Here is a 26,072-nt window from a genome sequence, read left to right on the forward strand (position 1 = left end):
ACTCAGGTGAGCGCCCCACGCGGCGCGCCGGGGCGAGCCGCGCCCCGGACGGGCGGCCGTCAGCGCGAGCCGCGCCCCGGGCGAACGGTCGTCCAGGGCCAGCCGCGCCCCGGGCGGGCGGGTCCGAGGCAGGTGGTCGTCCGAGGCGGGCGGTCGGTCGTCCGAGGCGGGCGGTCCGCTCAGGTGGGCGTCGCCCCAGGCGGGTGGCCGCTCAGGCGTCGAGCGAGGTCAGCAGCTCGACGACGCTCTCGCCGTGGGTGGCCAGCTTCTTCTCGCCGATGCCGCTGATGCCGCGCAGCTCCTCCACCGACGACGGGCGAGCCGCCGCGATCTCCCGCAGGGTCGCGTCGTGGAAGATCACGTAGGCGGGGACGCCCTGCTCCCGGGCCCGCTCGGCCCGCCAGCCGCGCAGCGCCTCGAAGACCGGCTGGAGCTCCTCGGGGAGCTCCGCCGCGGCCGCCGCCTTGGCCTTGCGCTCGCCCCTCGCCGAGGGCACCTTCTTCGGCTCCTTGCGCATCGGCACCTGCCGCTCGCCGCGCAGCACGGCCGCGCTGCCCTCGGTCAGCACCAGCGTCCCGTACTCGCCCTCCACCGACAGCAGGCCCTGGGCCAGCAACTGCCGGATCACGCCGCGCCACTCGCCCTCGGCCAGGTCCTCGCCGATGCCGAAGACGGACAGCTGGTCGTGGTCGAACTGGATCACCTTCGCGGTGCGCTTGCCGAGCAGGATGTCGGTGATCTGGGTGGCGCCGAACTTCTGCCGCCGCTCCCTCTCCAGCCGGACCACGGTGGACAGCGCCTTCTGGGCGGCCACGGTGGCGTCCCAGGTCTCCGGCGGCGCCAGGCAGGTGTCGCAGTTGCCGCACCTCTCCTCGGCGGCCTCCTGGCCGAAGTAGGCGAGGAGCTGCTCCCTGCGGCAGCGGACCGTCTCGCACAGGGCCAGCATGGCGTCCAGGTGCGCCTGGGCCCGTCGGCGGAAGGCCTCGTCGCCCTCGCCCGACAGGATCATCTTCCGCAGCTGGACGACGTCGTTGAGGCCGTACGTCATCCAGGCGGTGGAGGGCATCCCGTCGCGGCCCGCGCGGCCGGTCTCCTGGTAGTAGCCCTCGACCGACTTGGGCAGGTCCAGGTGGGCCACGAACCGCACGTCGGGCTTGTCGATGCCCATGCCGAAGGCGATGGTGGCGACCACCACCAGGCCCTCCTCGCGCAGGAAGCGCGCCTGGTGGGCGGCGCGGGTCCCGGCGTCCAGGCCGGCGTGGTACGGCACCGCGTCGACGCCGTGGGCGGTGAGGAACTCGGCGGTCTTCTCCACGGAGTTCCGGGAGAGGCAGTACACGATCCCGGCGTCGCGCGGGTGCTCCTCGCGCAGGAAGGCCAGCAGCTGCTTCTTCGGCTCGGCCTTGGGCACGATCCGGTACTGGATGTTCGGCCGGTCGAACCCGGCGACGAAATGCCGGGCGGAGCCCAGGCCGAGCCGGCGGGTGATCTCCTCGTGCGTCGCCCGGGTGGCCGTCGCCGTCAGGGCCATCCGCGGCACGTCGGGCCAGCGCTCGCCCAGCACCGACAGCGCCAGGTAGTCGGGGCGGAAGTCGTGGCCCCACTGGGCGACGCAGTGCGCCTCGTCGATGGCGAAGAGGGAGATCCGCCCCCGGGAGAGCAGGTTGAGGGTGGACTCCAGGCGCAGCCGCTCCGGGGCGAGGTAGAGCAGGTCCAGTTCGCCGGCCTGGAACTGGGCCTCGACCAGGCGCTGCTCGTCGAAGTGCTGGGTGGAGTTGAGGAAACCGGCCCGCACGCCCGCCGCGCGCAGGGCGTCGACCTGGTCCTGCATCAGGGCGATCAGCGGCGAGACCACCACGCCGGTGCCGGGGCGGACCAGGGCGGGGATCTGGTAGCAGAGCGACTTGCCGCCGCCGGTGGGCATCAGCACCACGGCGTCCCCGCCGGCGACGACGTGGTCGACCACGGCCTGCTGCTCGCCGCGGAAGGACTCGTAGCCGAAGACCTTGCGCAGCGTCTCGAGCGCGGGGCCGCCCGCACCCGTCTCCGTCACCGTTGTCGTGGTCACACCTGTACCGCCCGTCCCTGTAGACCTTCCTCCACCATAGGCGGACGGACCGACGGCGCCGGAGTTTTCCACAGGCCCCCGTCGGCGGCCCGCCGCCGCGGGGAATCAGTGGACGCAGAACTCGTTGCCCTCGGGGTCGTACATGACCGTCCAGGCGCCGCCCTGCTCCCGGACCTCGCGCAGCACCCGGGCGCCCAGCGCGGTCAGCCGCTCGACCTCCACCTCGCGCGCCCCGTCGCCGGGGTGCAGGTCCAGGTGGAGACGGTTCTTGACGGTCTTGGGCTCGGGGACCCGCTGGAACAGCAGCCGCCGCCCCAGGCCGGTCCCGGACTCCTCGTCGTGCGGGTCCTCCGGGTGCCGGACCGCCGCGAGGTTCCGCCAGGCGGCGCGGCCCCGCCACTCCAGGGTGGCCTCGGCGGGTACCACACCGGCGCCCAGCAGCTTCTCGACCAGGGGACTGTTGTCCTCCGGGACGTACCGCAGGGCGGCCGCCCAGAAGTCGGCCAGGGCGTGCGGATCGGCTGCGTCGACGACGAGCTTCCAGTGGACAGGCACCGCGGATTCCGTCATGGCACCACTCTTACGGGTGGTGGAAGGGCGCGCGCAACCGGAACGAGCGATCAGACCGTGCGCTCCCGCGTCGCCTCGGCGGACGCCACGGGCTCCACGGGCCCCGCGGGCTTCGGGAAGGCCGTCGCCCCCTCGGGCAGCGCCGCCGGGTCCTCCGGGGACACCGCCACGGCCGCGGCCGCGACCGCCGCCGCGCGCAGGGCGCGGGCCGAGCGGCGCGCGTTGCGCAGCGCGTCCCAGGTGAGCAGGGAGAGCGCCAGCCACACCAGGGAGAAGCCGGCCCAGCGCTCCGGCGGCATGGCCTCGTGGAAGTAGAGGACGCCCAGGCCGAACTGGAAGACCGGCGCCAGGTACTGCAGCAGGCCCAGCGTGGACAGCGGGACCCGGATGGCGGCGGCGCCGAAGCAGATCAGCGGGACCGCGGTGACCACGCCGGTGGCGGCCAGCAGGGCTGCGTGCCCGGCGCCCTCGGTGGCGAAGGTCGAGTCGCCCTGGGAGCTCAGCCACAGCAGGTAGCCGAGGGCGGGCAGGAACTGGATCGCGGTCTCGGCGGCCATCGACTCCAGACCGCCGATGTTCACCTTCTTCTTGACCAGGCCGTAGGCGGCGAAGGAGAAGGCCAGGGTCAGCGAGACCCAGGGCAGCCGGCCGTAGCCGACCGTCAGCACCACGACGGCGGCGGCGCCGACGCCGACCGCCGCCCACTGCACGGGCCGCAGCCGCTCCTTGAGGAGGAGCACGCCGAGGGCGATGGTGACCAGCGGGTTGATGAAGTAGCCGAGGGACGCCTCCACCACCTGGCCGGCGTTGACCGCCCAGATGTAGACGCCCCAGTTCACGGTGATCACCGCCGCGGCCAGGGTGATCAGCGCGAGCTTGCGGGGCTGGCGTATCAGCTCGCCCGCCCAGGCCCAGCGGCGCATCACCAGCAGCACGAGGCCGACCAGCACCAGCGACCAGATCATCCGGTGCGCGAGGATCTCGATCGCTCCCGCGGGCTTGAGCAGCGGCCAGAACAGGGGGACCAGGCCCCACATGCCGTAGGCGGCGAATCCGTTCAGCAGACCGATCTTGTTCTCGCTCCGGGGCGCCGGCTGTGCCATCTCTCCTCCTTCTGGCTGCCTCGCTCCCACAGCGTCGGCACCATCCGGAAGGTAACGCCGAGCACCCCGCCTGTCATTCCCGTATCGACATACGGTCCTGACAGGCGGGGTGCGCCGGAGCGCGGGGCGCTCAGCGGGCGCTCAGCGGGCTCCCGGCCGGCTCCCGGTCGGCTCTCAGCCGGCGACCGTCCAGGTGTCGCCGCCCGCCAGCAGCGCGCCCAGGTCACCCTCGCCCTGCCGCTCGACGGCGTCCTCGAGCTGCCGCGCCATGAGCGCGTCGTAGACCGGCCGGCCCACCGACCGCAGCACGCCGATCGGCGTGTGGTGCAGGGTGTTCGGGTCGGCCAGCCGGGAGAGCGCGAACGCGGTGGTCGGCGAGGTGGCGTGCGCGTCGTGGACCAGCACGTCGCCCTCGTTCTCGGGGGTGACCTCGACGACCACCAGGTCGCCGGTGGCCCGGTCGCGCACCACGCCCTTGGCGCCGTCGGCCCCGAAGCGGATCGGCTGCCCGTGCTCCAGCCGGATCACCGCCTCCTGCGCCTGCTCACGGTCCTTGATCACGTCGAAGGCGCCGTCGTTGAAGATGTTGCAGTTCTGGTAGATCTCCACCAGTGCCGTGCCCTCGTGGGCGGCGGCCTGCCGGAGCACCTCGGTGAGGTGCTTGCGGTCGGAGTCCACCGTCCGCGCCACGAAGGTCGCCTCCGCGCCCAGCGCCAGCGACACCGGGTTGAAGGGGGCGTCCAGCGAGCCCATCGGCGTCGACTTGGTGATCTTGCCGAGCTCGGAGGTGGGGGAGTACTGCCCCTTGGTCAGTCCGTAGATCCGGTTGTTGAAGAGGAGGATCTTCAGATTGACGTTCCGGCGCAGGGCGTGGATCAGGTGGTTGCCGCCGATGGAGAGCGCGTCGCCGTCACCGGTGACCACCCACACGCTCAGGTCCTGCCGCGAGGTGGCCAGCCCGGTCGCGATGGCCGGGGCGCGCCCGTGGATGGAGTGCATCCCGTAGGTGTTCATGTAATAGGGGAAGCGGGAGGAACAGCCGATGCCGGAGACGAAGACGATGTTCTCCTTCGCCAGCCCCAGCTCCGGCATGAAGCCCTGTACGGCGGCGAGGACCGCGTAGTCGCCGCAGCCGGGGCACCAGCGGACCTCCTGGTCCGACTTGAAGTCCTTCATGGACTGCCGGCCGACCGCCTTGGGGACCAGCGACAGCAGGGCGTTGCCGGACGCGGTGGTCCCGGACGTCTCAGGCATCGAGTTCCTCCTTCAGCGCCGAGGCGAGCTGCTCCGCCTTGAACGGCATGCCGTTGACCTGGGTGTGGGAACGGGCGTCGACCAGGTACTTCGACCTGATCAGCGAGGCGAGCTGGCCCAGGTTCATCTCCGGGACCACGACCTTGTCGTAGCGCCGCAGCACCTCGCCGAGGTTGGCCGGGAACGGGTTCAGGTGTCGCAGGTGGGCCTGGGCGACCGGGTGGCCGATGCCGCGCAGCCGGCGGACCGCCGCCGTGATCGGGCCGTAGGTGGAGCCCCAGCCGAGCACCAGGATCCGGGCGTCGCCGTCCGGGTCGTCGACCTCGAGGTCGGGCACCGCGATGCCGTCGATCTTGGCCTGGCGGGTGCGGACCATGAAGTCGTGGTTGGCCGGGTCGTAGGAGATGTTGCCCGTGCCGTCCTGCTTCTCGATGCCGCCGATCCGGTGCTCCAGACCGGGCGTGCCCGGCACCGCCCAGGGGCGGGCCAGCGTCTCGGGATCGCGCTTGTACGGCCAGAAGACCTCGACGCCGTCCTCGGTGGTGTGGTTCGGCCCGTCGGCGAACTCCACCCGCAGGTCCGGCAGGTCCTCCACGTCCGGCACCCGCCACGGCTCGCTGCCGTTGGCGAGGTAGCCGTCGGAGAGCAGGAAGACCGGGGTGCGGTAGGTCAGCGCGATCCGGGCCGCCTCCAGCGCCGCGTCGAAGCAGTCCGCCGGGGTCTGCGGGGCGACCACCGGGACCGGCGCCTCGCCGTTGCGGCCGTACATCGCCTGGAGCAGGTCCGCCTGCTCCGTCTTGGTGGGCAGGCCGGTCGACGGGCCGCCGCGCTGGATGTCCACGATCAGCAGCGGCAGCTCCAGCGAGACGGCGAGGCCCACCGTCTCCGACTTCAGCGCCACGCCCGGCCCGGAGGTCGTGGTGACCGCCAGCGAGCCGCCGAAGGCCGCGCCGAGCGCCGCCCCGATGCCGGCGATCTCGTCCTCGGCCTGGAAGGTGCGCACGCCGAAGTTCTTGTGCCGGCTCAGCTCGTGCAGGATGTCGGAGGCCGGGGTGATCGGGTACGAGCCCAGGTAGAGCGGCAGCCCGGACTGCCGCCCGGCGGCGACCAGGCCGTAGGACAGCGCCAGGTTGCCGGAGATGTTGCGGTAGACGCCGGGCGGGAACGCCTTCGACGCCGGGGCCACCTCGTAGGAGACGGCGAAGTCCTCCGTCGTCTCGCCGAAGTTCCAGCCCGCCCGGAAGGCCGCGATGTTCGCCTCGGCGATCTGCGGCTTCTTCGCGAACTTCTTCCGCAGGAACGCCTCGGTTCCCTCGGTCGGCCGGTGGTACATCCAGCTCAGCAGCCCGAGCGCGAACATGTTCTTGCTGCGCTCTGCCTCCTTACGGGTGAGGCCGTACTCCTTCAGCGCCTCCACCGTCAGGGTGGTGAGCGGCACCGGGTGCACCTGGTAGCCGTCGAGCGTGCCGTCGTCCAGCGGGTCGACGGCGTAACCGACCTTCTGCAGGGCGCGGGAGGTGAACTCGTCGGTGTTGACGATGATCTCCGCGCCCCGCGGCAGGTCGGCGAGGTTGGCCTTGAGCGCGGCCGGGTTCATGGCGACCAGCACGTTCGGCGCGTCGCCGGGGGTGAGGATGTCGTGGTCCGCGAAGTGGAGCTGGAAGGAGGAGACGCCCGGGAGGGTGCCTGCGGGGGCGCGGATCTCGGCGGGGAAGTTGGGCAGGGTCGACAGGTCGTTGCCGAAGGACGCCGTCTCCGAGGTGAAACGGTCGCCGGTGAGCTGCATTCCGTCACCCGAGTCACCCGCGAACCGGATGACCACCCGTTCCAGCCTGCGGACGTCCTTCACCGCTGCCGGTTCACGCTCTGTACTGACCTGGCTGGTCACTGAACTGGACCTCCCTGGGCGGCAAGTACGGGAGTCGCCTTCGGCCGGCCGCTCCCGCTTCAACCCTAAGTCTGTAAGGGCTGCCTTCCTATGTCATTCGCTCCGCACCGTATGGCGCGAAGCGGGAGGGGAGCCGTCCTGTTGACAATTTGTCAACAAGGACCCCTCGGTTCAGAGTGACATCGGTCATGTGTTCAAGTACCGGAGTACCGCTAGAACCCGGCGGTGATCCCCGTCACTCTGGGACAGGCCCAGCTTCATGAAGATGTTGCTGACGTGCTTCTCCACCGCGCCGTCGCTGACCACGAGCCTGCGGGCGATCGCCGAATTGGTGCGTCCCTCCGCCATCAGCCCCAGGACCTCGCGCTCGCGCGGGGTCAGACCCTCCAGGACGTCCTGCCGGCGGCTGCGCCCGAGCAGCTGGGCCACCACCTCCGGGTCCAGCGCCGTCCCGCCCCGCGCCACCCGGACCACCGCGTCGGTGAACTCCCGCACGTCGGCGACCCGGTCCTTCAGCAGGTACCCCACACCCCGGCTGGAGCTCGCCAGCAGCTCGGTGGCGTACCGCTCCTCCACGTACTGCGACAGCACCAGGACCCCCACCTCGGGGTGATCGACACGGATGCGGACGGCGGCCCGCACGCCTTCATCCGTATGGGTGGGCGGCATCCGCACGTCGGCCACCACCACGTCGGGCAGCTCGCCCCGGGCGGCGAGGTCGGAGACGGTCTTCACCAGACCCTCCCCGTCGCCGACCCCCGCGACCACCTCGTGGCCCCGGTCGGTGAGCAGCCGCGTCAGCCCCTCCCGCAGCAGCACCGAGTCCTCGGCGATGACCACCCGCACGCTGTTGTCCTCCACGTTCTCCACGGGTCCAGCATTTCAGCAACCGCGCGGCGGCGGTGGGCGTTTCCCGCCCCCCGCCGCCGCTTCCCGCCCTTTCTCGGGCTAGATCGTCTTCCGGCCTGACGGCCCGAGCAGGCCGCGGGCCAGCGTCGTGTCGACCACCGCCATGCCGCGAGCCGCCCAGGCGGCCGCCAGCGTGAACACCGCGCCCAGCAGGCAGGTCACGGCGAGCTCCACCGGGGTCGACCCCAGCCAGGCCGGACCGGCCTCGTCCAGGAAGTGGATCGCCCGGTCGTCGACCGGCAGGGTCCAGTACCAGAGCGGCATCGAGAGCATGCCGAGGCCGAGGGACCAGAGGGTCACCGTCACGGTGAACGAGACCACCGCCCATGGCAGGTGCACCAGCGCGTACAGGGCCTGCCGCCAGGTCGACCCGCTGCGCAGCACCGCGCCGCACCAGGCGACCGGCCGCGGCGCGTCACCGCGCGGCGTCAGCGGCTCGGGGGAGGCGACCCGCTCGCCCAGCAGCAGCCGCACCCGGGCCCGCTCGGCGGAGCCCAGCAGACGGCAGCCGGCCAGGGCCAGCACCAGCACCGGGAGGCCCACCACGGTGACCAGGAGCCCGGCGCCCAGCGACACGGCCGTCACCACGTAGGTGAACAGCACGATCGCCACCGGCAGGTTCAGCAGCGAGTGGAGCACGGCCAGCGGGGTCGCGGGCTCCATCAGCGGAGCCAGCACGGCGGGCCGGCGCGCGGCACGCCTGTACGGGTGGACGGCGGTCATGACGTCAGCCTTCCTTCGTGAATGTGACGGGCCTGTCCCGCCAGGGCAGTTCGGCGGTCACCGTGGTGGGGCCGCCCTCCGGGGAGTCGACGACGAGCACGCCGTCCACCGCGTCCAGCCGCTCGGCCAGCCCCGCCAGGCCGGAGCCGGCGTCCGGGCGGGCCCCGCCCCGGCCGTCGTCGTGCACCTGGAGCATCAGCCGGTCCTCGGCACGCCACACGTCCACCGAGGCGCCGCGGGCCGCGCTGTGCTTGCTGATGTTCTGCAGCAGCTCGGAGACGGTGAAGTAGGCGATGCCCTCCAGCGCCTCGGCCGGCCGGACGGGGAGGTCCACCGACACGCGCACCGGGACCGTGCAGCGGGACGCCACCGAGGAGAGCGCCGCGTCCAGGCCGCGGTCGGTGAGGACCGCCGGGTGGATGCCGCGGGCCAGGTCACGCAGCTCCCGCAGGGCCAGCTTCACCTCGCCGTGCGCCTCGTCGACCATGGCGGCCGCGGTCTCCGGGTCCTCCAGCAGCTTCTCCTTGGCGAGACCGAGCCCCATCGCCAGGTTGACCAGCCTGGCCTGCGCGCCGTCGTGCAGGTCGCGCTCGATGCGCCGCAGGTCGGCCGCCGCGGTGTCCACCACCACGCCGCGGTCCGACTCCAGTTCGGCGATCCGCCGCTCCAGGTCCGGGGAGGGTGAGAGCAGCCCGCGGACCATCGCCCGGTCCACCGCCGTCATCCCGCGGACCACGTAGGGGAGCACCGGCCACAGCACGAACAGGCCGGTCAGCGTCACCGTGAAGGTGAGGATGCCCCAGGGCAGCCGGATCGCGTGGTACAGCATGGACCGCCAGCCCACCGGGTCCTTGAGCGCGTTCCACAGGCGGGTGAAGAAGTTGCCGGAGCGGCTGTGCGAGCTCAGCGGGCTCGGCTCGTCGATCCGCAGCTTCAGCAGGCCGCGGGCCCGGCCGCGTTCCAGCCGGCCCAGCAGCCGGGCGCCCATCAGGGAGAGCGCCAGCAGGGGCAGCCCGATCGCGGTGACGGCCAGCCCCGCGCCGGTCGGCAGCACCACCGCGACGTAGGTGAAGCCGACCACGGTCACCGGGAGGTTGCTCAGCAGGTAGGCGATCTCCCGCCAGGTGTAGGGGTCGTAGGCCAGGCGGGCCGGGGGGAGGCGGTCGCCGTCCGGGAGCTGGGCCGGGAGCCCGTCGGCCGGCTGGGCCGGGAGCGGGCCCGGCGGCTGGGCCGGGGGCGGCGGGACCGGGGCCGGGACCGGGGCCGGTGTCGGTTCGGTGGTCATGGGGCCAGACTGCCGCGCGGGGACGTGCCCGCGCCATGAGGCGGCCCGCCGAGCGGCACGGGGGGATAACCCCACCCCCGGGGAGCCGTCGGGAGCCGTCGGGGAGCCCTGGGGGTACGCGGGGACCTCCCGCCCGGGGGGCGTGCCGCCCGCGCCGCGACCGGAACCCCGCGACCGGAACTCCGCGACCGAAACCCCACCACCGCACCCGGACCGGGGCGAGGACCCAGGGCCTAGACTCCCGTTGCGCATGTTTCCGAGGCAACCTGACGTGAGGAGCGAGGACCGAGGTGCCCGACTACTTCCCGTCCTACTCGGTCGTCGGCCTCCTCGCCGTGGTGGGGGTGCTGTTCGTCGCCGTCGCCTTCGGTGCGGCACGCCTGCTGCGGCCGGTGGTGCCGACGCCCGAGAAACTGCTCACCTACGAGTGCGGCGTCGACCCCGTCGGCGAGGGCTGGGCGCACACCCAGGTCCGCTACTACGTCTACGCGTTCCTCTATGTGATCTTCGCGGTGGACTCGGTGTTTCTTTTCCCCTGGGCGACCGTCTTCGACGCGCCGGGATACGGCGCCGCCACCCTCGTGGAGATGTTCCTCTTCCTCGGCTTCCTGGCCGTGGGCCTGCTGTACGCCTACAGGAAGGGCGTCCTGGAGTGGACGTGAACCCCGCCGCCGCGGACGGCTCCGTGGCCGAGCCCGTGATGCTGCCCGAGCCGACGGTGCTGCCCGAGCCCAGGAAGCTGGGCGTGCTGTCCCGCCTCGCGCCGGAGCCGATGAAGGTGGTCCTCAACTGGGGCCGTCGCTACTCGCTCTGGGTCTTCAACTTCGGACTCGCCTGCTGCGCCATCGAGTTCATCGCCGCGTCGATGTCGCGGCACGACTTCATGAGGCTGGGCGTCATCCCGTTCGCGCCGGGGCCGCGCCAGGCCGACCTGATGGTCGTCTCCGGCACCGTCACCGACAAGATGGCGCCCGCGGTGAAGCGGCTCTACGAGCAGATGCCGGAGCCGAAGTACGTCATCTCCTTCGGCGCCTGCGCCAACTGCGGCGGCCCGTACTGGGACTCGTACTCGGTCACCAAGGGCGTCGACCAGATCGTCCCCGTCGACGTCTATGTGCCGGGCTGCCCGCCGCGGCCCGAGGCGCTGCTGCAGGGGATCATCAAGCTCCAGGAGAAGATCGCCCGCGAGTCGCTGGGGGAGCGGTACGGCAGGGGCGGCGCGGCACCCCGCCCCTCCGCCGCGGCCCTGAACAGCGGGCTGGTCCGGCCGCCGGTCACGGAGGGGGACGGGACGCGATGAGCGACGGGTGGCTGCCGGAGCCGGCGGACGCGCTCTTCGGCGACGGGGCCGAGGCGCACGAGTCGTACGAGGTCCTGACCGTCGACGTCCCGCCAGGGTCCTGGACCGAGGCGCTGACCGTGGCACGGGACCGGCTCGGATGCACCTTCTTCGACTGGCTGAGCGCGGTCGACGAGCCGGGCGCCGGCTTCCGGGTCTGCGCCCACGTGGTCGCCCTCGGGCCGGTGCGGAGGCTGCTGCTGCGCACCACCGTGCCGCACGACGCCCCGGTGCTGGCCACCGCGGTCGAGGTCTACGCGGGCGCGGCCTGGCACGAGCGGGAGACCCACGAGATGTTCGGCGTGCGGTTCGAGGGCCACCCCGGCCTTGAGCCGCTGCTGCTGCCGGAGGGCTTCGAGGGGCACCCGCTGCGCAAGGACTTCGTCCTGGCGGCGCGGGTGGCCAAGGCGTGGCCGGGGGCCAAGGAACCGGGGGAATCCGATCACGGCGGACCCAAGCGGCGTCAGATGCTGCCGCCGGGGGTGCCGGACCCGAACGAATGGGGCCCGCTGAAGGGCACCCTCCCGGCCGCCCCGGCCCGTGGCGCGGGCCGGGCGGCGGGAGCGGACCGCCCGCGCCGCACCCGCACCGCGACGGAGGGCGCCGCGTCCGCGACGGCGCCCGCGGCTTCTTCCGCCCCGGCCGCTCCTTCCGCCCCGGCCGCTCCTTCCGCTCCTTCCGTCCCTTCCGCCCCGGCGGCCGAGACCCCGGCGACCCCGCGACGCAGCCGCAGCGTGTCCCAGGGTTCCGCCTCGCAGCGGGAGGCGGCGGACGGGTCCGCGTCGCGGCGTGACGAGGCGGGCGGTCCCGCCGAGGGGCCGGAAGCCCCGGCGGCACCGGCAGGTCCGCGCCGGGCGCGGAGCGCGTCCGGGGGGTCCGCATCGCAGCGTGACGAGGCGGCGGGCGCCGGGCCGTCGGCGGAGCCCGGCGGCACCGCCGAAGGGACGCGGCGTGAGGACTCGGGCGGTGCCGAGAAGACGCGGCCCGCGGAGACGGGCGGCGCCGAAGGGGCGCGGCCCGCCGGTCCGCGGAGGGCCCGGTCCGCCTCGGGTGGGTCCGCGTCGCAGCGGGAGGAGGGGGAGGCCCGCGCTGAGGAAGCACCCCGGCCGCCCCGCCGGCCGCGCTCCGCACCCCGCAGCCCGGACGCCCCGTGGCACCACGCCAAGCCCGCCTTCGACGAGAAGCGCGGGGAGCCGGACGGCTCCACCGGGAGCGGTGACGCCGACGACCGACAGGCCGACGCCCCCCAGACCGACGACCGACAGACCGACGACCCCGAGGGAGGCGGACAGTGACCGACGCGCTCGACGTCACCCTGCGCCTGCTCGCCGTCCTCGCCGCCTTCCTGGTCCTTCCCCTGGTCGTGGGACAGACCGAGCACAAGGTGATGGCCCACATGCAGGGCCGCCTCGGCCCGATGTACGCCGGCGGCTTCCACGGCTGGGCCCAACTCGTCGCCGACGGCGTGAAGTTCGTGCAGAAGGAGGACGTCGTCCCGGCCGGCGCCGACCGTCGCGTCTTCCAGCTGGCCCCCGCCGTCGCCCTCCTGCCGTACCTGCTGGTGCTGCTGGTCATCCCGCTCGGCCCGGGCGACGCCGTCGGCCAGGCCGTCGACGCGGGCATCTTCTTCGCGCTCGCCGTGATGGGCGTCGGAGTCCTCGGCTCGCTGATGGCCGGCTGGGCGTCGGCGAACAAGTTCTCCCTGCTCGGCGGACTCCGCACGGCCGCACAGCTGCTCTCCTACGAGCTCCCGATGCTGCTCGCGGCGGCCTCCGTGGCCATGGCGGCCGGCACCGTCTCGCTCTCCGGCATCGCCGGCGCCTTCGCGTGGTGGTGGCTGCCCTGGCAGCTCGTGGGAGCGGTCGTCTTCTTCGTGGCCGGCCTCGCCGAGCTCCAGCGCCCGCCGTTCGACATGCCGGTGGCCGACTCGGAGATCATCTTCGGCGCGTACACCGAGTACACCGGCCTGCGCTTCGCGTTCTTCCTGCTCGCCGAGTACGCGGGCATCGTCGTCCTCTGCGGCCTCACCACCGTGCTGTTCCTCGGCGGCTGGCACGGCCCGTTCGGCGGCGACGGCCTCGGCTGGTTCTGGACGCTGCTGAAGACCGCCGTCCTCGCCTTCGTGGTCATCTGGCTCCGCGTCACCTACCCCCGGCTGCGGGAGGACCAGTTGCAGAAGCTGTCATGGACCTTCCTGGTTCCGCTCGCCCTCGCCCAGATCGCCCTCACCGGCGTCGTCAAGGTGGTGATCCCGTAATGCCGTCCGCCCCGGCGTCCCCCGGCATCCCCGGCAGCGGGCTGGCCAAGGGACTGGCCGTCACCCTGCGCACGATGATGCGGAAGACCGTCACCGCGCAGTACCCCGACGTCCAGCCCGAACTCGCCCCCCGCACCCGCGGGGTGATCGGCCTGTTCGAGGAGAACTGCACGGTCTGCATGCTGTGCGCCCGCGAGTGCCCGGACTGGTGCATCTACATCGACTCCCACAAGGAGACGGTGCCCCCGGCCGCGCCCGGCGGCCGCGAGAGGCAGCGCAACGTCCTCGACCGGTTCGCCATCGACTTCGCGCTCTGCATGTACTGCGGCATCTGCATCGAGGTGTGTCCCTTCGACGCGCTGTTCTGGTCCCCGGAGTTCGAGTACGCCGAGACGGACATCCGCGAACTCACCCACGAGCGGGACAAGCTCCGCGAGTGGATGTGGACCGTCCCGGCCCCGCCCGCGCTGGACGCCGGCGCGGAGGAGCCCAAGGAGATCGCCGCGGCCCGTCGCACGGCGGACAAGCTGCGGCAGACCGAGGCCCGGCCCGTGACGCGGACGGACACGCCGGAGGAGGGGAAGGCCCCGTGAGCCACGGATTCCTCTCGCCCACCGGGGTGGAGATCGCGTTCGTCCTGGTCGGCGTGGTCACCTTGGGCTCCGCGATCGTCAGCGTGACCACCCGCCAACTGGTGCACGCGGCCCTCTGGCTGGTGGTGGCGCTCGGCGGCCTCGCCGTCGAGTACCTGCTGCTCACCGCCGAGTTCATCGCCTGGGTGCAGGTGCTGATCTACATCGGCTCGGTGGTCGTGCTGCTCCTGTTCGGCCTGATGCTGACCCGCGCGCCCATCGGCCGCTCCCCGGACGCCGACTCGGGCAACCGCGGAGTCGCCCTCGGCGTGGCCGTGGCCGCGGCGGCCGCCCTGGTCTGGGTGGTCGTGGACGCCTTCCGCACCACCTGGATCGAACTGGACGGAGCCTCCGCCGGCACCACGAAGGCCACCGGCGAGTCCCTCTTCCAGCACTGGGTGCTGCCCTTCGAGGCGCTCTCGGTCCTGCTGCTGGCCGCCCTGGTCGGCGCCATCGTCCTCTCCCGCAAGCGGGCCGCCGAAGGAGGCGAGCGCTGATGCACCTCGCGTATCCCGCCGTCCTGTCGGCGCTGCTCTTCTGCACCGGCGTCTACGGCGTCCTGGCGCGCCGCAACGCGATCCTGGTGCTGATGTCGGTCGAGCTGATGCTCAACGCCGTCAACCTCAACCTCGTCGCCTTCGACGCCTGGCTGAGCCGCACCGCCGAGGCCGCGCTCCCCCACGACACCCTCCACGCCGGACAGGCGCTGACCCTGTTCACCATCGCCATCGCCGCGGCCGAGATCGGCATCGGCCTGGCCATCGTCCTGGCCGTGTACCGCAACCGCGGCACCGCCGACATCGACCGCCTCCGCGACACCGCCGAAGGCGGCCCCGTGGACGGCGACGTGGACGGCGGCCACGCCGACGGCGGCGACGGGGGCCCGGGTGCGGGCCCTGACTCCGCCGGCCCGGCCGCGGCCGCGACGGGCGACAAGACCGGGGCCGCCGCATGAGCACGATCACCCTCGCCGTCCTCGTCCCCCTGCTGCCGTTCCTCGGCGCCGTCGCCGGACTGCTGCTCGGCCGTGTCGCCCCCGGCTTCGCCCGGCCGCTGGCCGTGCTGCCGGTGCTCGCCTCCCTCGGCGTCGCCGCGACGGTCGCCTGGCGCCAGGGCGGCGGGAAGCCGATCGACGCCGTGACCGAGCTGACCCCGACCGGCTCCGTGCCGATCGACCTGGCCCTGCACATCGACGGCTTCGCGGCCCTCGCCGCCGTACTGGTCACCCTGGTCTCGGCCTGCGTGCAGATCTACTCCACCGGCTATCTCCGTCACGACGCCCGCTACCCCTCGTACGCGGCGCTGGTCTCCCTCTTCACCGCCGCCATGCTGCTGGTCGTCTACACCGGCGACCTGATGGTGCTGCTGGTCGGCTGGGAGGTCATGGGCATCTGCTCCTACTTCCTGGTCGGTCACTACTGGGAGACCCCCGAGGCGCGCGCCGCCTCCCTCAAGGCCTTCCTGGTCACCAAGGCCGGTGACGTCCCGTTCCTGATCGGCCTGTTCGCGCTGGCCGCGGACGCCGGCTCCTTCCGGATCACCTCGATCCTGGACGCCGTCCGCAACACGGCCCTGGATCCGGGCACCCCGACCTTCGCGGCCGTCGAACGGATCGACCACCCCACCCTGATCGCCCTGCTGCTCCTGGCCGGGGTGGCCGGCAAGTCGGCCCAGTTCCCGCTGCACACCTGGCTGCCCGACGCCATGGCGGGCCCCACGCCCGTCTCCGCGCTGATCCACGCCGCCACCATGGTCGCGGCCGGCATCTACTTCGTGGCCCGGCTCCTCCCTCTCTTCCAGGCGTCCCAGGCCGCCATGCTGGTGCTGGCCGTGATGGCCGCCGTCACCATGGTCGGCTCGGCCCTCGCCGCCCTGGCGCAGGACGACGTCAAACGCGTCCTGGCCTGGTCGACCATCGGCCAGCTCGGCTACATGACCGGCGCGCTGGCCGCCGGCGACCGCGCCGCCGCCGCGTTCCACCTCCTCACCCACGGCGCCTTCAAGGCGCTGCTGTTCCTCACGGCGGGCGTGCTGATCCACGCCGCCGGCACCAACTCCCTGGCCGCCATGTCCCGCATGAGCGGCCTGCGCGCCCGCGTGCCGGACGCCTACTGGACGATGACGATCGGCCTGCTCGCGCTGGCCGCCATCCCGCCGTTCAGCGGCTTCTTCTCCAAGGAGGCCGTGCTGGTCGCCGCCGAGCACGCGGCCACCGGCCACGGACCGGTCGCCGCCGGGTGGATCGTGCTGGTGGCCGGCCTGCTCACCGCCCTGCTGACCGCCGCCTACGCGACGCGCCTGTGGCTGCGGGCCTTCCGCGGCCGCGGCGCCGAGGTCCCCGCACACGGCAGGCAGCCCTTCACCATGACCGCCGTCCTGTGGGTCCTGGCCGTACCCTCCCTCGGGCTCGGCGCCGCCTACGGCGTGCTGCCCGACTGGTTCGGCGGCGGCTCGCTCGCCCCCGGCTGGGCCACCTCCGTCCTCGCCACCGGCATCGCCCTGGTCGGCGGCGTGGTGACCTACGCGACCTGGCGGCACACCACCGCCTTCGCCGGCGGCACCCCGCTCGGCGCGGTCGCCGCCCACCCGGACGCCGACCCCGGCCAGGTCGAGGCGGAGGCCATCGCGAGCCACGCCCCCGCCTACGGCGACGTCGCGGACGCGCCGGACCCCGCCGACCCCGGACGGCTCCTGCTGGGTCCGCTGCACCGCCACGCGGCCGTCGGCTTCCACCTGGACGCCCTCTACCGCGCCGCCTTCGTCCGCCCGGTGAACGCCGCGGCCTCACTGGTGCGCTTCCTGGACCGCGAGGTCGTCGAGACCTACGTGCGCGGCGCCGCCGCCCTGCCCAGGCTGCTGGGCGCGGCCGTGCGGCGCGCACAGACCGGCAACCTCCAGACCTATGTGAGCGCGCTGCTCGCCGGAACCGTGGTCCTCACGGTGGCCGTCGTCCTCGCCGTCTCGGGAGCGTGAGCAGGCGTGATCGATATCAACGAGTCCGTGATGCAGGCCCTTCTCGCGTTGATCGTGGTGATCCCGCTGCTCGGGGCCGCCGCCGCCCTCCTCCCGGCTCCGCCCGGGCTGAAGGGGAAGTCCCCCGAGCAGGCCGTGCTGCGGCACGGCGTGACCGTCACCGGCGTCGTCCTGCTGGCCGCGCTGGCCCTGGCCGCCGGGTTCGACCACAGCCGGCCACAGACCATGCAGGCCACCACCGACATCAGCTGGATCCCCGCCCTCGACGTGCGGATCCACCTGGGCGTCGACGGCATCTCGCTCCCCCTGCTGGTGCTCACCGCCCTGCTGACCTTCCTCTGTGCCCTCCACTCGTACTTCAACCGGCCCCCGGGCGGCTCCCCGAAGGGCTTCGTCGCCCTGCTGCTCGTGCTGGAAACCGGCACCCTCGCCTCCTTCGCCGTCCTCGACCTGCTGCTGTTCTTCCTCGCCTTCGAGACCGTGCTGATCCCGATGTACTTCCTGATCGCCCGCTGGGGCGGCGCGGGCCGCTCGGCGGCGGCCTGGAAGTTCGTCCTGTTCACGCTGCTCGGATCCGTGGTCATGCTGCTCGGCCTGCTCCTGATCGGGATCAAGGCGGGCACATTCGACATGGTGGCACTCGCCACTGACAGTCACCGGTCACTCACCGTGACCACGCAGGTCGTCGCGGTCCTCGCGATCGGTCTCGGCCTCGCCGTGAAGACCCCGATGTGGCCCCTGCACAGCTGGCTGCCCGACGCCCACACCGCCGCCCCCACGGTCGGCTCCGTGCTGCTGGCCGGCGTGCTGCTGAAGATGGGCACCTACGGCTTCGTCCGCATCCTGCTCCCCGCCGCCCCCGAGGGCTTCGAGGTCTTCGCGCCCTACCTGGCCGCGTTCGCCGTCGTCGGCATCGTCTACGGCTCTCTGGCCTGCCTGGCGCTGGCCCGCAAGGGCGCCAAGGGCGACCTCAAGCGCCTGATCGCGTACTCCTCCGTCGGTCACATGGGCTTCGTGCTGCTCGGCATCGCCACCATGACGCCCACCGGCGTCAACGGCGCGCTGTTCGCCAACGTCGCCCACGGACTGATCACCGGCCTGCTCTTCTTCCTGGTCGGCGCCCTGAAGGACCGCACCGGCACCACCGACCTCGACACCCTCGCCGCCCAGGGCGTGCGGGCCACCGGCGCCGCGCTGTACGGCCGGGCGCCCCGCCTGGGCGGACTGCTCGCCTTCGCCGCCGTCGCCTCCCTGGGCCTGCCCGGCCTGGCCGGCTTCTGGGGCGAGATGCTCGCGCTGTTCGGCGCCTTCGACCCGGCCGCGGGCCTCAGCCGGCCCGCGTACCTGGTCTTCATGGCCGTCGGCGCCTTCGGCACCCTGCTGACCGCCGCCTACCTGCTGATCGTGGTCCGCCGGGTCTGCATGGGCGAGCCGCCGCGCGAGGCGGACGCCGTGCCGCTCCTCGCCGACGTCCGCGGCCACGAGTTCGCCGCCTGGACCCCGCTGGTGGTCCTCACCGTCCTCGCCGGGCTCTGGCCGAAGGTGCTCCTCGGCCTCACCGACCCGGCCGTCCAGCAGCTCCTCGCAGGAGGCCCCCGATGAGCGCCCTGGCCGCCGCGAGCGTGGTCCAGTCCGTCGACTGGACCGCCGTCGCGCCCCCCACCCTCACCGCCGTGGCCGCCCTGGTGGTCCTGGTCGCCGACCTGTTCCTCCCCGAGCGGCGCAAGGCGCTCATGGGGTGGATCTCCGTCGCCGCCCTCGCCGCCGGCCTGCTCCTGCTGCTGCCGCTCCTCGACGGCGACCGCGCCACGTTCTGCCTGACCGCCGACCCCGGCGTCTGCAGCTACGTCGCCGACCGCTTCACCGTGGTCGTGCAGCTGATCGTGCTCGGCGGGGCACTGCTCGCCGCCCTGCTGTCGATGACGGCGCTCAGGGACGAGGCCCGGCGGCTTCCGGCCGGCGAGTACTGGTTCCTGCTGCTCAGCTCGGCCGCCGGCGCAGCCCTGCTGCCGGCCTCACGCGACCTGGCCACCCTGATCGTGGCTCTGGAGGTGGCCTCCCTCCCCGCCTTCGCCCTGGTGGGCCTGCGGCACGGCGACCGCCGCTCCTCCGAGGCCGCGCTCAAGTTCTTCCTCTCCTCGGTGACCGCCACCGCGGTCAGCCTGCTCGGCGTCAGCTTCGTCTACGCGGTCACCGGATCGATGCACCTGACGGTCGTCGCGGAGGAGATCCAGCACGTCGACGGGCAGTTCGCGGCCCTGGCCCGCGCCGGGGTGGTCCTCACCCTGGTCGGCTTCGCCTTCAAGACCGCCGCCGTGCCCTTCCACTTCTGGGTCCCGGACACCTACGCGGGCGCCCCGCTGCCGGTCGCCGCCTACCTGTCGGTCACCGGCAAGGCGGTCGGCTTCACCGGCCTGATCCTGGTCACCCTCCTCGCCTTCCCGTCGTACGCGCCGGTGTGGGGACCGGTCCTCGCCCTGCTGGCCGCCCTCACCATGACGGCCGGCAACGTCGGCGCGATGCGCCAGCGTCCCGACCGGGAGCGCAGCGCGGTCCGGCTGCTCGCCTGGTCCTCCGTCGGCCAGGCCGGCTACCTGCTGGTCCCGGTCGCGGCCGCCGCCTACACCGACGAGCCCGCACGGGCGGTCGGCTCGACCCTCGCCTACGCCCTGATGTACGCCGCGGTGAACCTCGGCGCGTTCACCGTCGTCGCCCTGGTCGGCCGGGTCCGCCCGGCGGGACGGGTCGACGACCACCGCGGCCTGTACGCCGCCCGCCCGGTCACCGCGCTGCTGATGGCCTTCTTCCTGCTCTGCCTGGCCGGACTGCCGCCGGGCATCGTCGGGCTCTTCGCCAAGGTGACCGTCTTCGGCGCGGCGGTGGAGGCGGGCATGGGCTGGCTGGCCGTCGTGATGGCGGTCAACGTGGTGATCGCGCTGGTCTACTACCTGCGCTGGACGGCGCTCCTCTTCCGCCCGACGGGAGAGGGAGCGACGCCGCGCACGGGGGCGGTCCCGGCCGCCGACGCGGGGGCGTCCGCTCCGGTGCCCGCGGCGGCGTCGGTGGGCGGCGGTGGGGCGGCCTCCGGCGGTGTGGCCTCCGGTGGCGCGGCCCCGGGGTCGGACGCGGCTTCCGGCACAGCGGGCACTCCAGCCCCGGACGGGAGGACCTCCCCGGACGCGGCGGCCCCCGCCGGGACGAGCCCCGCCGGCGCCGTGGCCGAGCCGATGGCGTTCCCCGGATCGGCCCCGCTGACCGTCGCCCTCGTGATCACCGGCCTGCTCGCCCTCGCCCTGTCCGCCGCCCCCCAGCTGATCCTCCGGTTCACCGGCGTCGCCCTCTTCTGACCGCGCGGCCCGGCCGGCGGCCTCGTTCTCCGCCCGCCCCCGCTCCCCCTCCGGACCGCCGCCCGACGCCGGTCCCGCCCGCCCCTTCCGAACCATGAGCGCCCGGCCCTCCGGGGACCGGCCGGGACGCGTGCGTCCGTGGTGCGCCGGTCCTCGCGGGACGGGCGCCCTGTGGTCCCCGCCGGCCCCTGCGGGATGCGCGCGCCCGGGGACCGCCGGTCCCCACCTGCCCGTCCGAACCGTCCGCGCCCGCGCCACGCCGGTCCCGCCGAACCACGTGCGACCGCGTCACGCCGGGGTACTCCACCGAGGACCGGCGTGGGGAACTGCGACCGCCCGCACCGCGTTGACCTGTACGTAAGGGTCCACTGGACGCGCCGCACCAGGGGCTCCCCCCGCCGCACCACTTGGAGGGCGTACCGTGCACCGTCGGCACAACGGACTCAGGACCGCGGTCCTCCTCGGGGGGCTGTCGGCGCTCATCATCGTCATCGGCAGCTTCTTCGGCCGCAACGGCCTGATCGTCGCCGTCCTCGTGGCGCTGGGCACCAACGCCTACGCCTTCTGGAACAGCGACAAGCTGGCCCTGCGCGCCATGCGGGCCCGCCCGGTCAGCGAATTCGAGGCCCCCGGCCTCTACCGGATCGTCCGCGAGCTCTCCATACAGGCCCGCCGGCCCATGCCGCGGCTCTACATCTCGCCGACCGACGCGCCCAACGCCTTCGCCACCGGCCGCAGCCCGCGCAACGCCGCGGTCTGCTGCACCGACGGCATCCTGCGCATCCTCGACGAGCGTGAGCTGCGCGGCGTGATCGGGCACGAGCTCAGCCACGTCTACAACCGGGACATCCTCACCTCCTCGGTCGCCGGCGCGCTCGCCTCGGTGATCATGTTCCTGGTGAACTTCGCGTGGCTGATCCCGATCGGCCGTTCGGACGACGACGACGGCCCCGGCCTGCTCGGCATGCTGCTGATCATGCTGCTCGGCCCGCTCGCCGCGTCCGTCATCCAGCTCGCCATCAGCCGCTCCCGGGAGTACGCGGCCGACGCCGACGGGGCCCGCCTCACCGGCGATCCGCTGGCCCTGGCCAGTGCGCTGCGCAAACTGGAGGCCGGCACGAAGGCGCTGCCGCTGCCGCCGGAGCCGAAGATCGAGACGGCCAGCCACATGATGATCGCCAACCCGTTCCGCCCGGGCGAGGGCCTCTCCAAGCTCTTCTCCACCCATCCGCCCATGGCCGAGCGCATCGCCCGCCTGGAAACCATGGGCGGCGGCCGGGGCTGACCGCACCGCGGCCGGTTCCTCGGCCGCGGTGCGGCGGTCTCCGCAGCGCTTCGGCAGTTCGGCAGCGCCTCGGCACGGTGCGGCCCTCGGCGGACTCTCAGCCGCTGCGCACGCCCGCCGTGCACGCCCGCGGTGCACGCCCGCGCCGCGCCCGTACGCGGTCACCAGCGGCGGTCGTCCACCCGCGCCCGTTCGGCCTGCTCCACGGGCACGATCTCCGTGCCGAGCGGCATCAGCGAGATCGGGATCATCTTGATGTTCGCCCAGCCGAACGGGATGCCGATGATCGAGACGAACAGCGGGATGCTGAGCACCAAGTGCTCGAGGGCCAGCCACCAGCCGGCCACGATCACCCACACCACGTTCCCGATCGCCGACCCCACGCCCGCCGTGGGTTTCGGCACGGTCGTCCGCCCGAACGGCCACAGGGCGTACCCCGCCAGCCGCAGCGCGGCGATGCCGAACGGGATGGTGACGATCAGCACGAAGCTGATCAGCGCGGCGACCAGATAGCCGAGCGCCATCCAGAACCCGCAGAACACGACCCACAGGATGTTGAGCACCAGATTGACCGGCTTCACGGTCGTACCCCTTCGCTCATGTACGTCGCCGCACGTCGCGCGGACGACGGATCCGGCAGAGGCCTACTTCACCAGTGTCCGCCGGACCGCGTGAATGAGCGCCCCGACCGCGACGACACCGGCGCCCGCGACCACCGAGGCGGCCGGCAGCGTGAAGGCCAGGACCAGGCAGCCGACCAGCCCCGCACCGGGAAGGACGCGGGCGGCGGCCGACCGGTTGAGCGTCCAGGCGGAGGCGTTGGCGATCGCGTAGTACAGCAGCACCCCGAACGACGAGAACCCGATCGCGCCCCGTAGATCCACCGTGGCCGCCGCCACCGCGACCACCGCGGCCACCGCGAGCTCGGCCCGATGCGGCACCTGGAAGCGCGGGTGCACGGCCGCCAGCGGCCTCGGCAGGTGCCCGTCCCGGGCCATCGCCAAGGTGGTCCGCGACACGCCCAGCAGCAGAGCCAGCAACGACCCCAGCGCGGCCACCGCCGCGCCCACCCTCACCACCGGTGCCAGCCACCCCGCCTCGGAGGCGCGCACCGCCTCCACGAGCGGCGCACCCGCCTCCGCGAGTCCGCCCGCCCCGAGCGCCGACAGCACGGCGACCGCCACCGCCGCGTACACGACCAGCGTGACGCCCAGGGCCAGCGGGATCGCGCGCGGGATGGTCCGCGCCGGGTCCCGCACCTCCTCGCCCAGCGTGGCGATCCGCGCGTACCCGGCGAACGCGAAGAACAGCAGCCCCGCCGCCTCGAGAACGCCGCCCGCGGTCACCCTCGCGCCCGGCTCCCGCCCGGCCGTCCCACCGTCGCCGTCCCCGCTCAGGCACGCCACCACCACGGCGGCCAGCACCGCCAGCACCACCGCGACGATCACCCGCGTCACCCGGACGGACCTGCTGATCCCCCGGTACCCCAGCGCCGTCAGCGCCACCACCGCCGCCACGGCGACCGCCCGCTCCCGCCCGGGCCACAGATACGCCCCGACGGTCAGCGCCATCGCCGCGCAGGACGCCGTCTTGCCCACCACGAACGCCCACCCGGCGAGGTGGCCCCAGAACTCCCCGAGCCGCTCCCGCCCGTACACGTACGTGCCGCCGGACGCCGGGTACACGGCCGCCAGCCGCGCCGAGGACGTCGCGTTGCAGTACGCGACCACTCCCGCCACGGCCAGCGCCGCCAACAGCCCCGAACCGGCCGCCCGCGCCGCGGGGGAGAGGGCCGTGAAGATCCCCGCCCCCACCATCGACCCCAGCCCGATCACGACCGCGTCCCCGACCCCGAGCGTCCGCCGCAGCCCACCCTGCTCCGTCATGCCGGGCACGCTACCGGCGACGGCGCCCCGGGTCCTCTCGGTCCTCGGGCTCGGTCCTCAGGCCGACACCGCACGGTCCGCCCCGCTCCGCGGTACGCCGGCCGCGAACGCCGCAGGGGCGCACCACGGGCCTGACCCACGGTGCGCCCCTGCGACAGAGCTGCGCGAACTACCTCATGCCTAACTACCTGATGCCTACCGGTAGTTGACGAACTGCAGCGCGAAGTCGAAGTCCTGGTTCTTCAGGAGGGTGATCACGGCCTGCAGATCGTCGCGGCTCTTGGAGCTGACGCGCAGCTCCTCACCCTGGACCTGCGCCTTGACGCCCTTGGGGCCCTCGTCGCGGATGATCTTGGCGACCTTCTTGGCGTTCTCCTGGGAGATGCCTTCCTTGATGTCCGCGAAGATCTTGTACTCCTTGCCGGACAGCTGCGGCTCGCCGGCGTCCAGCGCCTTCAGCGAGATGCCGCGCTTGATCAGCTTGGACTGGAAGACGTCGAGGACCGCGTTGACCCGGTCCTCGGAGTTCGCCTGCATCAGGATCTTGTCACCGGACCACGCGATCGAGGCGCCGACGCCCTTGAAGTCGTAGCGCTGCGAGATCTCCTTGCCGGCCTGGTTGAGGGCGTTGTCGACCTCCTGCCGCTCGACCTTCGAGACGATGTCGAAACTGGAGTCGGCCATGTCCTGTGGCTCCTTGCATCGGGGTCTGTGTCGGGTGCTTGCGGGGCCGCCGGTCCGAGGATCACGCCCCGGACCGAGCCCGCCCAAGCCTAGCCATCCCCCGTCCCGCGAACCGCGCTCAATCGAGTGGCGGACCACCCCTCGGCATCAGGTATTGTTTACGACGTCGCGAGGGAGACCCGGCCGCAAGCCGGTTCGACTTCGTGGCACCGTCTAGGCGGTGTGCCCGAGCGGCCAAAGGGAGCAGACTGTAAATCTGCCGGCTCAGCCTTCCCAGGTTCGAATCCTGGCGCCGCCACCAGACAAACGGAGCCCCCTCCGATCAGCCTCACGGCAGGTCGGAGGGGGTTTCGCTTTGCTTTCATTCAGTGAGGCCCGACGGGCAGGAGCGTTCGGGGCAGCGATGCGGCACGACACCGCAATTCCTCCGTCGCCTGACCTGGTGGACCGCCCACGAATGTCTCAGACCTTGCGGTACTGCTGGGCCTTGCCCCGGTCGCGCACGGTGATGCCGAGGGTGCGGAGTTCGTCGCGGGCCTCGTCGGCGGTGCCGGTGCGGTGGTCGGCGAGGGCCCGTTGCCGGGTCCGCAGCAGCGTGTGGGCGCTCTCGTCGAGACCAGGGCCGTTGTCGACCCAGTCGGTCCAGTCCGCCTCGTGCGGGTCGGCGGTGCCTCGCCAGGAGTAGCCGTGCTGCTCGAAGGCGACCTGCAGGCGTCCCGCGAGCGCGCTCTCGACCCGGGTGCGGACGTGCTCCCGGCCGTCGGGGTCGCGCAGCACCAGATCGCGGCCGTCGGTGAACGCGTCGGCCAGCAGGGCTCGTTCGACGTGGTGGCCGCCGCCGGAGGCGTCGCGGACGACGACGCCGGCGGCGCCGACCTCGACCACGGGGTTCTCCTTGCGCCAGCTGTCCGCCACCCAGGCCCCGGCGACGCTGCCGCAGAGGGTCAGCACGGGGACGGCCCACAGGAGGGGCAGGGCCGCCGCCAGCCGGAGCGGGCCCGGAGCGCCGTCGAAGCGCCCGATCATCCAGTCGGCGAGCGGGCCCACCGCGAAGGCGGCGCCCAGGCCGAGCGCGGCCCCGCACAGGATGACGGCCCACAGCCACGTATCGGGCAGGCGCACGGTGACGGAGGGCTCGTGCTCGGCCATCGGTGATCTCACTCCCGGGTTCGGCGATCGTCCTGGGCTCGCGGTCCGTCCCGCGGACGCGGGGCGGCGGCCTCGGCGGGGCCGTGCTCCGTCCGTCCCCGAGGCGACGGCAAGGATAGTGGCCGGTGGCCGACTCGGTCAGGACGCCGGTCTCGTCGGCGGCCTTCCGCGCCCGTCCCCGGGTACCGGCCCCCGGCCTCGGGTAGGGCACGGGGGAAGGGGGTGCGGGGGATGAGTCTTCGGCTGGCGGCGTATGCCGTGTGCCTCGTGGGCGAGCGGGTGTTGTTGGCCCGTCATGTGTCACCGCAGGGGGCGAGCACGTGGAGTCTGCCGGGCGGTGGGGTGGAGCACGGGGAAGATCCGTTCGACGCCGTGGTGCGTGAGGTCGCCGAGGAGACGGGCTGCGACGCGGAGGTCGAACGGCTGCTGGGCGTGGACTCCCGGGTGATTCCGCCGGCCGAACGCACCGTCCCCGGCGGACCGGACCACCAGAACGTCGGCGTCTTCTACCTGGTGCGCATCACGGGTGGGCGGTTGCGGCCGGAGCCGGGCGGGGGAGTCGTGGAGTCGGTCTGGACGCCGACGGCCCAGGTCACGGCGCTGCCCAGGTCCTCGCTCGTCGATGTCGGGCTCGCCCTGGCCCTCATCCGTCCGGCGACCGGGCACGTCGGCCCCGTACCGGTCGGCGGTCTCGTCCAGCACTGAAGACGGCTCGGTGAC

Annotated in this window: 24 protein-coding genes and 1 tRNA gene; 13 read left to right on the plus strand and 12 right to left on the minus strand. The window is 73.2% G+C overall.

Annotation, left to right across the window (positions count from 1 at the left end):
• Window positions 1-211: 211 nt before the first annotated feature.
• The 8 genes from recQ to ACFRAV_RS11595 all read right to left on the minus strand — a co-directional run bounded on the left by recQ (window position 212) and on the right by ACFRAV_RS11595 (window position 9,800).
• Entirely contained in the window at window positions 212-2,068 is a 1,857-nt protein-coding gene (recQ, locus tag ACFRAV_RS11560) for a DNA helicase RecQ (protein ID WP_382553941.1), read from the minus strand.
• Window positions 2,069-2,173: 105 nt separating this feature from the next.
• On the minus strand, window positions 2,174-2,638 hold the full coding sequence (locus ACFRAV_RS11565; RefSeq protein WP_382553943.1) for a VOC family protein: 465 nt from the start codon (window positions 2,636-2,638) through the stop codon (window positions 2,174-2,176).
• A gap of 50 nt (window positions 2,639-2,688) precedes the next feature.
• On the minus strand, window positions 2,689-3,741 hold the full coding sequence (gene rarD, locus ACFRAV_RS11570; protein WP_382553945.1) for an EamA family transporter RarD: 1,053 nt from the start codon (window positions 3,739-3,741) through the stop codon (window positions 2,689-2,691).
• Between the two features lie 174 nt (window positions 3,742-3,915).
• A complete protein-coding gene (locus ACFRAV_RS11575) occupies window positions 3,916-4,995 on the minus strand; it encodes a 2-oxoacid:ferredoxin oxidoreductase subunit beta (protein ID WP_382553948.1) in 1,080 nt (359 codons plus the stop codon).
• Window positions 4,988-6,883, minus strand: a complete 1,896-nt coding sequence (locus ACFRAV_RS11580; RefSeq protein ID WP_382553951.1) for a 2-oxoacid:acceptor oxidoreductase subunit alpha — start codon at window positions 6,881-6,883, stop codon at window positions 4,988-4,990. Before ACFRAV_RS11580 ends, ACFRAV_RS11575 begins: the two co-directional genes overlap by 8 nt.
• Before the next feature lie 186 nt (window positions 6,884-7,069).
• Entirely contained in the window at window positions 7,070-7,729 is a 660-nt protein-coding gene (locus ACFRAV_RS11585) for a response regulator transcription factor (RefSeq protein WP_351111012.1), read from the minus strand.
• Between the two features lie 102 nt (window positions 7,730-7,831).
• Window positions 7,832-8,515: a sensor domain-containing protein gene (locus ACFRAV_RS11590; RefSeq protein WP_382553954.1), complete on the minus strand. Its 684-nt coding sequence runs from the start codon at window positions 8,513-8,515 to the stop codon at window positions 7,832-7,834.
• Window positions 8,516-8,519: 4 nt separating this feature from the next.
• A complete protein-coding gene (locus ACFRAV_RS11595) occupies window positions 8,520-9,800 on the minus strand; it encodes a sensor histidine kinase (RefSeq protein ID WP_382553957.1) in 1,281 nt (426 codons plus the stop codon).
• A 290-nt stretch (window positions 9,801-10,090) separates the two neighbouring features.
• On the opposite strand from ACFRAV_RS11595, the gene ACFRAV_RS11600 reads away from it, so the two are divergent.
• From ACFRAV_RS11600 to htpX, 11 genes are all read left to right on the plus strand, one after another.
• Window positions 10,091-10,462: an NADH-quinone oxidoreductase subunit A gene (locus ACFRAV_RS11600; protein ID WP_108954861.1), complete on the plus strand. Its 372-nt coding sequence runs from the start codon at window positions 10,091-10,093 to the stop codon at window positions 10,460-10,462.
• 38 nt (window positions 10,463-10,500) lie between these two features.
• On the plus strand, window positions 10,501-11,100 hold the full coding sequence (locus tag ACFRAV_RS11605; protein WP_382554050.1) for an NADH-quinone oxidoreductase subunit B: 600 nt from the start codon (window positions 10,501-10,503) through the stop codon (window positions 11,098-11,100).
• Window positions 11,097-12,434, plus strand: a complete 1,338-nt coding sequence (locus ACFRAV_RS11610) for an NADH-quinone oxidoreductase subunit C (protein WP_382553960.1) — start codon at window positions 11,097-11,099, stop codon at window positions 12,432-12,434. Before ACFRAV_RS11605 ends, ACFRAV_RS11610 begins: the two co-directional genes overlap by 4 nt.
• The gene (locus ACFRAV_RS11615) at window positions 12,431-13,396 is read left to right on the plus strand and encodes an NADH-quinone oxidoreductase subunit H (protein WP_382553963.1); all 966 of its coding nucleotides are present in this window, start codon (window positions 12,431-12,433) and stop codon (window positions 13,394-13,396) included. Before ACFRAV_RS11610 ends, ACFRAV_RS11615 begins: the two co-directional genes overlap by 4 nt.
• Complete coding sequence (locus tag ACFRAV_RS11620) at window positions 13,396-13,989, plus strand: NuoI/complex I 23 kDa subunit family protein (protein ID WP_382553966.1); 594 nt, start codon at window positions 13,396-13,398, stop codon at window positions 13,987-13,989. Before ACFRAV_RS11615 ends, ACFRAV_RS11620 begins: the two co-directional genes overlap by 1 nt.
• Window positions 13,986-14,525 (plus strand): NADH-quinone oxidoreductase subunit J, encoded by a 540-nt coding sequence (locus ACFRAV_RS11625; protein WP_351110782.1) that lies wholly within the window; start codon window positions 13,986-13,988, stop codon window positions 14,523-14,525. The genes ACFRAV_RS11620 and ACFRAV_RS11625 overlap by 4 nt, the downstream gene beginning before the upstream one ends.
• The gene (gene nuoK / locus ACFRAV_RS11630; RefSeq protein WP_382553969.1) at window positions 14,525-14,983 is read left to right on the plus strand and encodes an NADH-quinone oxidoreductase subunit NuoK; all 459 of its coding nucleotides are present in this window, start codon (window positions 14,525-14,527) and stop codon (window positions 14,981-14,983) included. Before ACFRAV_RS11625 ends, nuoK begins: the two co-directional genes overlap by 1 nt.
• A complete protein-coding gene (locus tag ACFRAV_RS11635; RefSeq protein WP_382553972.1) occupies window positions 14,980-17,001 on the plus strand; it encodes an NADH-quinone oxidoreductase subunit L in 2,022 nt (673 codons plus the stop codon). The genes nuoK and ACFRAV_RS11635 overlap by 4 nt, the downstream gene beginning before the upstream one ends.
• Window positions 17,002-17,007: 6 nt before the next feature.
• Window positions 17,008-18,603 (plus strand): NuoM family protein, encoded by a 1,596-nt coding sequence (locus ACFRAV_RS11640; protein ID WP_382553975.1) that lies wholly within the window; start codon window positions 17,008-17,010, stop codon window positions 18,601-18,603.
• On the plus strand, window positions 18,600-20,348 hold the full coding sequence (locus ACFRAV_RS11645; RefSeq protein WP_382553978.1) for an NADH-quinone oxidoreductase subunit N: 1,749 nt from the start codon (window positions 18,600-18,602) through the stop codon (window positions 20,346-20,348). Before ACFRAV_RS11640 ends, ACFRAV_RS11645 begins: the two co-directional genes overlap by 4 nt.
• Before the next feature lie 421 nt (window positions 20,349-20,769).
• Complete coding sequence (gene htpX / locus ACFRAV_RS11650; protein WP_351110772.1) at window positions 20,770-21,633, plus strand: zinc metalloprotease HtpX; 864 nt, start codon at window positions 20,770-20,772, stop codon at window positions 21,631-21,633.
• A gap of 161 nt (window positions 21,634-21,794) precedes the next feature.
• Here htpX and ACFRAV_RS11655 read toward each other — a convergent pair whose 3' ends face one another.
• The 3 genes from ACFRAV_RS11655 to ACFRAV_RS11665 all read right to left on the minus strand — a co-directional run bounded on the left by ACFRAV_RS11655 (window position 21,795) and on the right by ACFRAV_RS11665 (window position 24,203).
• A complete protein-coding gene (locus ACFRAV_RS11655) occupies window positions 21,795-22,214 on the minus strand; it encodes a YccF domain-containing protein (RefSeq protein WP_351110770.1) in 420 nt (139 codons plus the stop codon).
• Window positions 22,215-22,277: 63 nt separating this feature from the next.
• Complete coding sequence (locus ACFRAV_RS11660) at window positions 22,278-23,519, minus strand: APC family permease (protein WP_382553981.1); 1,242 nt, start codon at window positions 23,517-23,519, stop codon at window positions 22,278-22,280.
• 195 nt (window positions 23,520-23,714) lie between these two features.
• Window positions 23,715-24,203, minus strand: coding sequence for a YajQ family cyclic di-GMP-binding protein (locus tag ACFRAV_RS11665; RefSeq protein ID WP_351110766.1), 489 nt, complete (start codon window positions 24,201-24,203; stop codon window positions 23,715-23,717).
• A 216-nt stretch (window positions 24,204-24,419) separates the two neighbouring features.
• Here ACFRAV_RS11665 and ACFRAV_RS11670 point away from each other — a divergent pair.
• Window positions 24,420-24,504, plus strand: a tRNA-Tyr gene (locus tag ACFRAV_RS11670).
• A 161-nt stretch (window positions 24,505-24,665) separates the two neighbouring features.
• Here the strand turns inward: ACFRAV_RS11670 and ACFRAV_RS11675 are convergent.
• Window positions 24,666-25,352 (minus strand): hypothetical protein, encoded by a 687-nt coding sequence (locus tag ACFRAV_RS11675; RefSeq protein ID WP_382553984.1) that lies wholly within the window; start codon window positions 25,350-25,352, stop codon window positions 24,666-24,668.
• Between the two features lie 231 nt (window positions 25,353-25,583).
• Between ACFRAV_RS11675 and ACFRAV_RS11680 the strand changes: the two genes are divergently transcribed.
• The gene (locus tag ACFRAV_RS11680; protein WP_382553986.1) at window positions 25,584-26,057 is read left to right on the plus strand and encodes an NUDIX hydrolase; all 474 of its coding nucleotides are present in this window, start codon (window positions 25,584-25,586) and stop codon (window positions 26,055-26,057) included.
• Window positions 26,058-26,072: the final 15 nt, after the last annotated feature.

Source organism: Streptomyces sp. NPDC056600 (assembly GCF_042792855.1).
GTDB lineage: Bacteria > Actinomycetota > Actinomycetes > Streptomycetales > Streptomycetaceae > Streptomyces.

What these genes read in the sequence shown, in the direction of transcription:
- ACFRAV_RS11665 (WP_351110766.1), bottom strand. Translation starts at nt 24,203, where the DNA reads ATGGCCGACTCCAGTTTCGACATCGTCTCGAAGGTCGAGCGGCAGGAG.
- ACFRAV_RS11605 (WP_382554050.1), top strand. Translation starts at nt 10,501, where the DNA reads ATGCTGCCCGAGCCGACGGTGCTGCCCGAGCCCAGGAAGCTGGGCGTG.
- ACFRAV_RS11595 (WP_382553957.1), bottom strand. Translation starts at nt 9,800, where the DNA reads ATGACCACCGAACCGACACCGGCCCCGGTCCCGGCCCCGGTCCCGCCG.
- rarD (WP_382553945.1), bottom strand. Translation starts at nt 3,741, where the DNA reads ATGGCACAGCCGGCGCCCCGGAGCGAGAACAAGATCGGTCTGCTGAAC.
- nuoK (WP_382553969.1), top strand. Translation starts at nt 14,525, where the DNA reads ATGCACCTCGCGTATCCCGCCGTCCTGTCGGCGCTGCTCTTCTGCACC.
- ACFRAV_RS11610 (WP_382553960.1), top strand. Translation starts at nt 11,097, where the DNA reads ATGAGCGACGGGTGGCTGCCGGAGCCGGCGGACGCGCTCTTCGGCGAC.
- ACFRAV_RS11575 (WP_382553948.1), bottom strand. Translation starts at nt 4,995, where the DNA reads ATGCCTGAGACGTCCGGGACCACCGCGTCCGGCAACGCCCTGCTGTCG.
- ACFRAV_RS11620 (WP_382553966.1), top strand. Translation starts at nt 13,396, where the DNA reads ATGCCGTCCGCCCCGGCGTCCCCCGGCATCCCCGGCAGCGGGCTGGCC.
- ACFRAV_RS11675 (WP_382553984.1), bottom strand. Translation starts at nt 25,352, where the DNA reads ATGGCCGAGCACGAGCCCTCCGTCACCGTGCGCCTGCCCGATACGTGG.
- ACFRAV_RS11660 (WP_382553981.1), bottom strand. Translation starts at nt 23,519, where the DNA reads ATGACGGAGCAGGGTGGGCTGCGGCGGACGCTCGGGGTCGGGGACGCG.
- ACFRAV_RS11645 (WP_382553978.1), top strand. Translation starts at nt 18,600, where the DNA reads ATGAGCGCCCTGGCCGCCGCGAGCGTGGTCCAGTCCGTCGACTGGACC.
- ACFRAV_RS11680 (WP_382553986.1), top strand. Translation starts at nt 25,584, where the DNA reads ATGAGTCTTCGGCTGGCGGCGTATGCCGTGTGCCTCGTGGGCGAGCGG.
- ACFRAV_RS11565 (WP_382553943.1), bottom strand. Translation starts at nt 2,638, where the DNA reads ATGACGGAATCCGCGGTGCCTGTCCACTGGAAGCTCGTCGTCGACGCA.
- ACFRAV_RS11590 (WP_382553954.1), bottom strand. Translation starts at nt 8,515, where the DNA reads ATGACCGCCGTCCACCCGTACAGGCGTGCCGCGCGCCGGCCCGCCGTG.
- ACFRAV_RS11635 (WP_382553972.1), top strand. Translation starts at nt 14,980, where the DNA reads ATGAGCACGATCACCCTCGCCGTCCTCGTCCCCCTGCTGCCGTTCCTC.